A 6967-nucleotide genomic window follows, 5' to 3' on the forward strand; every position below is an offset into this window, starting at 1 on the left:
AGGCCCTTGTGCACCGAAGCACAATCTCCCGGCCCTGGAGGCTCCTTTGCACCGTCGCACAGCGCTCTCCGTATCCGCCGCCCTGCTCGCGGCGGCCCCCCTGCTGACCGCGTGTTCCGGCGGGACCCGGCCCGGTACCGCGGCCGTCGTGGGTGGTGAGCGCATCACCACCGCGGCGCTCCAGGCCCAGGTGGGCGACGTGCGCACCGCCCAGAACCGGTCCGGGCAGGGCGCGCAGCTGATCGGCGCGACCGCCGGACTGGAGCGGCTGAAACTGAACAAGATGATCCAGAGCGCCGTCCTGGAGCGGGCCGCGGAGGACGCCGGGCTGAGCGTGAGCCCCAAGGAGGTCCAGGACGTCCGCAAGGCGCAGCTCCAGCAGCTGGGCGGCGAGAGGGAACTCGCGGACGCGGCGCTCCAGCAGGCGCAGCTGGCCCCGGGCCAGATCGAGGCGGACACCCGCTTCAAGCTGCTGCGCGACAAGGTGTTCGCGCACTACGGCAGCCAGGACAAGGCCCTCGCCAAGCTGGGGGAGGCGGCCAAGGCCCTGCACATCGAGGTCAACCCGCGCTACGGGCGGTGGGACGCGGAGCAGATCCTGCTCGGCGACCAGGAGACGCCGTGGATCACCCAGCGGACCCGTCCCGAGCAGGCGGCCCCGGCCGGAGCCTGAGGGCTCGCGGCGCGCGGTCACCCGGCGGAGCCGGGGGCGTCTCGCGGAGCCCGAGGGCGCGAGCCGCGGCGGTACCCGCCGACGCGGCACGGCCGCGGGCGGAGGTAGGTTCGGAGGGTGACCGACACCGCCGCTCCCGCCCCCGCCCCCGCCGAGCCCGCCGGCCGGATCGTCCTGCTGACCGCCAGCCACCGGGTCGCCCCCGGCCTGCTGTCCTGGCAGGCCTGGGAGACCCTGCGCGCCGCGGACCGGGTGCTGTGCGCCGACCCGGGGCACCCGCAGCTGCCGTACCTGCGCGAGGCGGGGGTCGCGGTGACGCACGCGGCCCTCGACGCCCAGGGGCTCGTCGAGGCCTGCGCCGGCGGCCGCACGATCGTGGTGCTGCCCGGCGGCGAGGGCGACCAGCGGCTCACGGACGGGCTGGCCCGGCTGGCCGGCTCGGGCCGGGTCGCCATGCCCGACCTGGAGCTGCTGCCCGGCTCGTACGACCTGCCGGGCGCGCGGCTGCTGGACCTGGTGCAGGTCATGGACCGGGTGCGCCGCGACTGCCCCTGGACCTCCCGCCAGACCCACGAGGGGCTGGTGAAGTACGCCCTGGAGGAGGCGTACGAGCTGGTCGAGGCGATCGAGGACGGAGACCGCGACGCCCTGCGCGAGGAACTCGGCGACGTCCTGCTCCAGGTCGTCTTCCACGCGCGCATCGCCGAGGAGGGCGGCGCGGCGGAGGGCGGCGCGGCGGAGGGCGGCGACGAGGAGGAGCAGACGCGGCCGTTCTCCATCGACGACGTCGCCGGCGACCTGGTGGACAAGCTGGTCCGCCGCCACCCGCACGTGTTCGGGGACGCCACGGCCGACTCCCCGGAGGACGTCAAGGCCCACTGGCTGGCCACCAAGGCGGTCGAGAAGCAGCGGGAGTCGGTCACCGACGGGATCCCGCTGGGCCAGCCCGCACTGGCGCTCGCGGCCAAGCTCGCCGGCCGGGCCCGCACGGGCGCGGTGGCGGTGGAGCTGCCCCGGGGCGAGGGCATCGGGTACGAGCTGCTGGAGCTGGCGGCGCGCGCCGAGGCGGCGGGGACCGACCCCGAAACGGCGCTGCGCGCGGCGGCCCGCGCCTACCGGGACGCGATCCGGGCGGCCGAGGGCGTCGGCGCGTAGCCGCTCGGCGGGCCGTACGGGCGGGCGTTCGGGGCGCGGGCGGGGCTCAGTACGCGCCCGGCGCACGCCCCGACGGGTTGTGCCAGTGCGGGGACGGGCGGTCGAGGAACCACTCGCCGAAGCCCAGCGGCCGGGGGCGCAGGGAGCCGGAGACGGGGACCGCGTCGTGGAAGAGCCGGTCGGGACGGGCTCCGAGCTCCTCCAGGAGGCGGACGGTCTCCTCGATGAACGGCGCCGGCCCGCTGAGGTGGACGTCCTGCTCCCGCCACAGGGCCCGGTTGCCCAGCGCGGTCGCCAGCCGGGCGGTGGCCTCGTCGCGGTGCTGCCCGGGGGCCGGGGTGATGTAGGTGACGCCGAGCCATCCGCAGGCTGCGGCGTGCGCGTCGATCAGGGGTCGGTCGTAGAGGTGCGCGGCGTCCCGCGCGACGACGAAGAGCCGTACGTCCTGATCGGGAGGGTGCTGTACGAGTTCCTCCACCAGGGCCCGCACGGGCGCCCAGCCGGTGCCGGCGGCGATGAGGGTGAGGGGCCGGTCCTCGCGGCGCAGGGTCAGCCGCCCGCCCGGCGCGCCGAGCCGCAGCACCTCGCCGGGCAGGACGTCGCGCACCAGGGCGGTGCTGAGCCGCCCGCCCTCGATCCGGCTGACGTGCAGGTCGACGGTGCCGTCGGGGCGGGGTGCGTTGCCGAGGGAGTACGTGCGCCACGTGGCCGGGACGCGGTCGCAGCTCACGCTCACGTACTGGCCGGGCCGGTAGGGGAGCGGGATGCGCGGCGCGAGGGTCAGGACGCCGATGTCCTCGCCGTACTGGAGGTGGCGCACCACCTCGGCGTCCCACCAGGGGGGTTCTCCGCTCGCGGCGGCGCCGGCCGTCATCGCGTCGGCGATGACCTGGTAGGCCTCGCACCAGGCCTTCTCCGTGGCCGGCGTCCAGGCCTCGCCGCAGGCCTGGGCGAGGGCCGCGAGCAGGCTGGCGCCGACGGCCGCGTAGTGCTCGGGGCCGACGAGGAACTTGCGGTGGTCGCGCCCGAGGTCGCGCAGGTAGGGGAGGAGGGTCTCGCTCTCCAGGTGGGTGACGACATGGGTGAGCGCGGCGAAGAGCCGGTCGCGCTGGCGTTCCATGTCCTCGGCGGAGGCCGGGAAGAGGTCGCGGAGCCCGGGGTTGTGCCAGAACAGGTGGGAGTAGAAGTACTTGACGGCGTGTTCGGCCCGTCTCTCCACCACCGCGAAACTGCTCTTCAAGATCCTCACGTCCACAGGACCGAAAGTAGGAATGTCACAGAACCTGGCGTCAAGTGATGTCCGATCTACGGACAGCCGCGACGAACCGGCCATATGGGATGGCCGGTGGCGAGCCGGGATACCGTCGACGGGTGCACGATCAGAGCCCCGCCGACCCGGCCGACCCGTCCCGCCCCCCGGGGCCGACGCTCTTCGACTGGGAGTTCGCGACCGACCCCTATCCCGCCTACGCCTGGCTGCGCGAGCACGCGCCGGTACACCGCACCCGGCTCCCCAGCGGGGTCGAGGCCTGGCTGGTGACCCGGTACGCCGACGCCCGCCAGGCCCTCGCCGACCAGCGCCTCAGCAAGAACCCGGCGCACCACGCGGGGCCGGCGCACGCCAAGGGCAAGACCGGGATCCCGGGGGAGCGCAAGGCGGAGCTGATGACGCACCTGCTGAACATCGACCCGCCGGACCACACCCGGCTGCGGCGGCTGGTGTCGAAGGCCTTCACCCCGCGCCGCGTCGCCGAGTTCGCCCCGCGCGTGCAGGAGCTGACCGACCACCTCATCGGCCGGTTCGAAGGGAGGGGGGAGGCGGACCTCATCCACGAGTTCGCCTTTCCGCTCCCCATCTACGCCATCTGCGAGATGCTCGGCGTACCGCGCGAGGACCAGGACGACTTCCGCGACTGGGCCGGGATGATGATCCGGCACGGCGGCGGTCCGCGCGGCGGCGTCGCCCGCTCCGTGAAGCAGATGCGCGCCTACCTCGGGGAACTCATCCACCGCAAGCGGGACGATCTGGGCAATGACCTCATCTCCGACCTGATCCGGGCCAGCGACCACGGCGACCACCTGACCGAGGCCGAAGCCACGGCGATGGCCTTCATCCTGCTCTTCGCCGGCTTCGAGACGACCGTGAACCTCATCGGCAACGGCGTCCACTCCCTCTTCATGAACCCGGAGCAGCGCGAACGCCTCCAGGCCTCCCTCGCGGCCGGGGAAAGCGGCCTGCTGGAGACCGGCGTCGAGGAACTGCTGCGCTACGACGGCCCCGTGGAGCTCGCCACCTGGCGGTACGCCACCCGGCCGCTGACCCTCGGCGGTCAGGCGATCGCCGTCGGGGACCCCGTGCTCGTGGTCCTCGCGGCGGCCGACCGCGACCCGGAGCGGTTCGCCGAACCGGACACCCTGGACCTCTCCCGGAGTGACAATCAGCACCTCGGATACGGCCACGGGATCCACTACTGCCTCGGCGCTCCGCTCGCCCGGCTCGAAGGACAGACGGCGCTCGGGACTTTGCTGAAGCGTCTGCCGGATCTGGAACTCGCCGTTCCCCCCACGGACCTGCGCTGGCGCGGCGGTCTCATCATGCGGGGCCTGCGCACCCTCCCCGTCCGCTTCACACCCCGAAACGACTGAGGGCCGAGCGAAGCCGAGCTGACTGCGAGTCAGTCCACTGCCGAACTTGTGACATCCGTTCGAAGGCGGCTAGGTTCTGCCGTTACCCCGCCGTTATGCGAAAGGTGCAGCCTCATGCTTCCCGGGAACGGCCGCCACAGACGCCCCCGCCAGGTACCCGCGATCGTCGTCACCGCAGGAGTCACCGGCTCCGCGCTGGCCCTGCCGCTGCTCGCCGCCACCGGCGCGAACGCGGCCGACACCGCCACGTGGGACAAGGTCGCCGACTGCGAGAGCGGCGGCACCTGGAGCGCGAACTCGGGCAGCGGTGCCTACGGAGGGCTCCAGTTCACGCTGGAGCAGTGGAAGAACGCGGGCGGACTCGCGTACGCCGAGCGCCCGGACCTCGCCAGCCGCTCGCAGCAGATAGCGGTGGCCGAGCGGGTGCTGGCCTCCCAGGGACCCCAGGCGTGGCCGCTGTGCTCCGCCTCGGCCGGGCTGACCCAGCAGGGGCCCAAGGCCGAGGTGGACCCGGGCGACAACAAGAACCCCGGGCCGGTCGCGCCCACCCCGACCCGGCCGGACGACTCGGTGCCCGTCACCGGCAAGGGCAAGCCCTCCACGGACTTCGGGGCCCCGACCCCGCCGCCCGGCACGCCGTCCACCGGCCCGAGCGGACTGCCGGACTACCCGCTGGGACCCTCCAGCGGACTGCCCGTCATGCCCGAGCCGGACCTGACGGCGCCGCCCTCCGCGCCCATGACGCCGCCGGCCACCCCGGGCACGCCCACCGCCCCGGGCACCCCGACCGCCCCCGGCACGCCCACCGCCCCCGGCACCCCGGCCGCACCGGGCACGCCGACCGCCCCGGCGGACCCGACGGCCCCCGCCACCCCGGGCGTCACGCCCACCGCCCCGGCCACTCCGGGCGCCTCGCCGGCCGGCGCCCCGGGCGCCGAGGCGGGCGACGGCTCGGGCAAGCACCGCGGCCCGGCGGCACTGGAGCTGCCGGCGGCCCCTGGCACGGCGTCAGCCGCCGCCGCGGAGCCCACGTACACGGTGAAGCCGGGCGACAGCCTCGCGGCCATCGCGGACGCCAACGGGCTCAAGGGCGGCTGGAACGCCCTCTACCAGGCCAACGAGCAGGTCATCGGGCAGGACGCGGACCTCATCAAGCCCGGCCAGAACCTGGATCTAACCAAGAAATAGGGGCAGTTCGGACACCCTTTAAGGGTTGAATGTCCACTATCGGCAAATGAGACATGCATCTCTTCCGGTCAACTGGCGTGTCTCGTTCCGGAACTTCCGCAAACCCGGCTCTCACCTGCGCAAACGAGCTCCAGTGGAAGGCAAGTAGGCCGGTTTCTCCCCAAAATCACACGTTGAACATCGGGGAGAGACCTGTCTACCTTCTGAACCGCTCGCCACCGCGGGCTCCTTCGACCGCATCGCCGAATCCTGCCGGCGGACGGAGGGAACAGTCGTCGCGCAAGCGCCGAAGGCAGGAGCGGGGGAACCAAGGTAGGCGCCGGGAAAGGCCGTCGAGAGACGGCCCGCGTACCGGCTAGGGGTGAAGACACGCGCCGCGCCGCGTGACCGGGCAACTCATCCGCCCGAACCCGACAGCTCACCTCGAAGGCGTCGGTGAGGAGAAATCCATGCTGCTTTCCGGCAAGGGCAAGCACCGCCGCGGCTCCAAGGCCGTCCGCATCGTCACGCTCGCCGGTGTCGCCGGTGTCGCCGTCGCGGCTCCGCTGATGGCCGCGGGCACCGCCAGCGCCGCCACCGCGTCCGAGTGGGACAAGGTCGCCGCCTGCGAGTCCGGCGGCAACTGGTCCATCAACACCGGCAACGGCTACTACGGCGGCCTGCAGTTCTCGTCCTCGACGTGGGCCGCGTACGGCGGCAAGGCGTACGCCGCGCAGGCCAACCAGGCCAGCAAGTCCCAGCAGATAGCGATCGCCGAGAAGGTCCTCAAGGGCCAGGGCAAGGGCGCCTGGCCGCACTGCGGCGTCGGCCTGTCCAACTCCTCGTACAGCGGCGGCGGCTCGGCCTCCAAGCCGGCCCCGGCCAAGCCCGCCCCGGCCAAGCCGGCCCCCGCCAAGCCCGCTCCGGCCAAGCCGGCCCCGGCCAAGCCCGCGAAGCCGGCCACCCCGGACCTCGAGACCAAGGGCACCAAGGGCACCTCCCCGGTGACCAAGCCGTCCGCCCCGAAGTCCCAGACCCCGCAGACCGGCAACGGTTCGTACGTGGTCCAGGAGGGCGACACCCTGGGCACCATCGCCCAGGCCAACGGCGTCAAGGGCGGCTGGGAGAAGCTCTTCGAGCTGAACAAGGACACCGTCTCCGACGCCGACCTGATCTTCCCGGGCCAGAAGCTGAAGCTCGCCTGAATCCCGGCGTAACACCTCGCACCACCCCCCGGGGGGGGGGGGCCGGGCCGCCGCGCCACCGGCGGCCGGCGGCGCAGTAGGAGACGCCACCCCCCCCCCCGCACGCGGGGAGGACAAGAAG

6 protein-coding genes and 1 riboswitch are annotated in these 6967 nt (G+C 73.6%); of the genes, 5 read left to right on the plus strand and 1 reads right to left on the minus strand.

Translation table 11 applies throughout. The features are described 5' to 3' along the window. Window positions 1-46 precede the first annotated feature (46 nt). Both AB0D45_RS29970 and AB0D45_RS29975 read left to right on the plus strand, forming a co-directional pair. Entirely contained in the window at window positions 47-673 is a 627-nt protein-coding gene (locus AB0D45_RS29970) for a SurA N-terminal domain-containing protein (RefSeq protein WP_361601269.1), read from the plus strand. A 117-nt stretch (window positions 674-790) separates the two neighbouring features. Next, complete coding sequence (locus tag AB0D45_RS29975; RefSeq protein WP_362464793.1) at window positions 791-1828, plus strand: nucleoside triphosphate pyrophosphohydrolase; 1038 nt, start codon at window positions 791-793, stop codon at window positions 1826-1828. 46 nt (window positions 1829-1874) lie between these two features. On the opposite strand, the gene AB0D45_RS29980 is transcribed toward AB0D45_RS29975, so the two are convergent. Then, entirely contained in the window at window positions 1875-3077 is a 1203-nt protein-coding gene (locus AB0D45_RS29980) for a globin domain-containing protein (protein ID WP_362464796.1), read from the minus strand. Between the two features lie 122 nt (window positions 3078-3199). Between AB0D45_RS29980 and AB0D45_RS29985 the strand changes: the two genes are divergently transcribed. The 3 genes from AB0D45_RS29985 to AB0D45_RS29995 all read left to right on the plus strand — a co-directional run bounded on the left by AB0D45_RS29985 (window position 3200) and on the right by AB0D45_RS29995 (window position 6846). Then, complete coding sequence (locus AB0D45_RS29985) at window positions 3200-4474, plus strand: cytochrome P450 (RefSeq protein ID WP_362464799.1); 1275 nt, start codon at window positions 3200-3202, stop codon at window positions 4472-4474. A gap of 114 nt (window positions 4475-4588) precedes the next feature. Further along, window positions 4589-5662 (plus strand): transglycosylase family protein, encoded by a 1074-nt coding sequence (locus AB0D45_RS29990; RefSeq protein WP_362464802.1) that lies wholly within the window; start codon window positions 4589-4591, stop codon window positions 5660-5662. A 274-nt stretch (window positions 5663-5936) separates the two neighbouring features. Next, window positions 5937-6109, plus strand: a riboswitch (cyclic di-AMP (ydaO/yuaA leader). A 2-nt stretch (window positions 6110-6111) separates the two neighbouring features. Further along, window positions 6112-6846, plus strand: a complete 735-nt coding sequence (locus AB0D45_RS29995; RefSeq protein WP_362464805.1) for a transglycosylase family protein — start codon at window positions 6112-6114, stop codon at window positions 6844-6846. Window positions 6847-6967 lie beyond the last annotated feature (121 nt).

This window comes from Streptomyces sp. NPDC048352 (assembly GCF_040651895.1).
In the GTDB taxonomy this organism is placed as follows: domain Bacteria; phylum Actinomycetota; class Actinomycetes; order Streptomycetales; family Streptomycetaceae; genus Streptomyces.

Excerpts from the sequence above, each read along its gene's own strand:
- AB0D45_RS29990 (WP_362464802.1), top strand. The coding sequence starts at position 4,589 with ATGCTTCCCGGGAACGGCCGCCACAGACGCCCCCGCCAGGTACCCGCG.
- AB0D45_RS29995 (WP_362464805.1), top strand. The coding sequence starts at position 6,112 with ATGCTGCTTTCCGGCAAGGGCAAGCACCGCCGCGGCTCCAAGGCCGTC.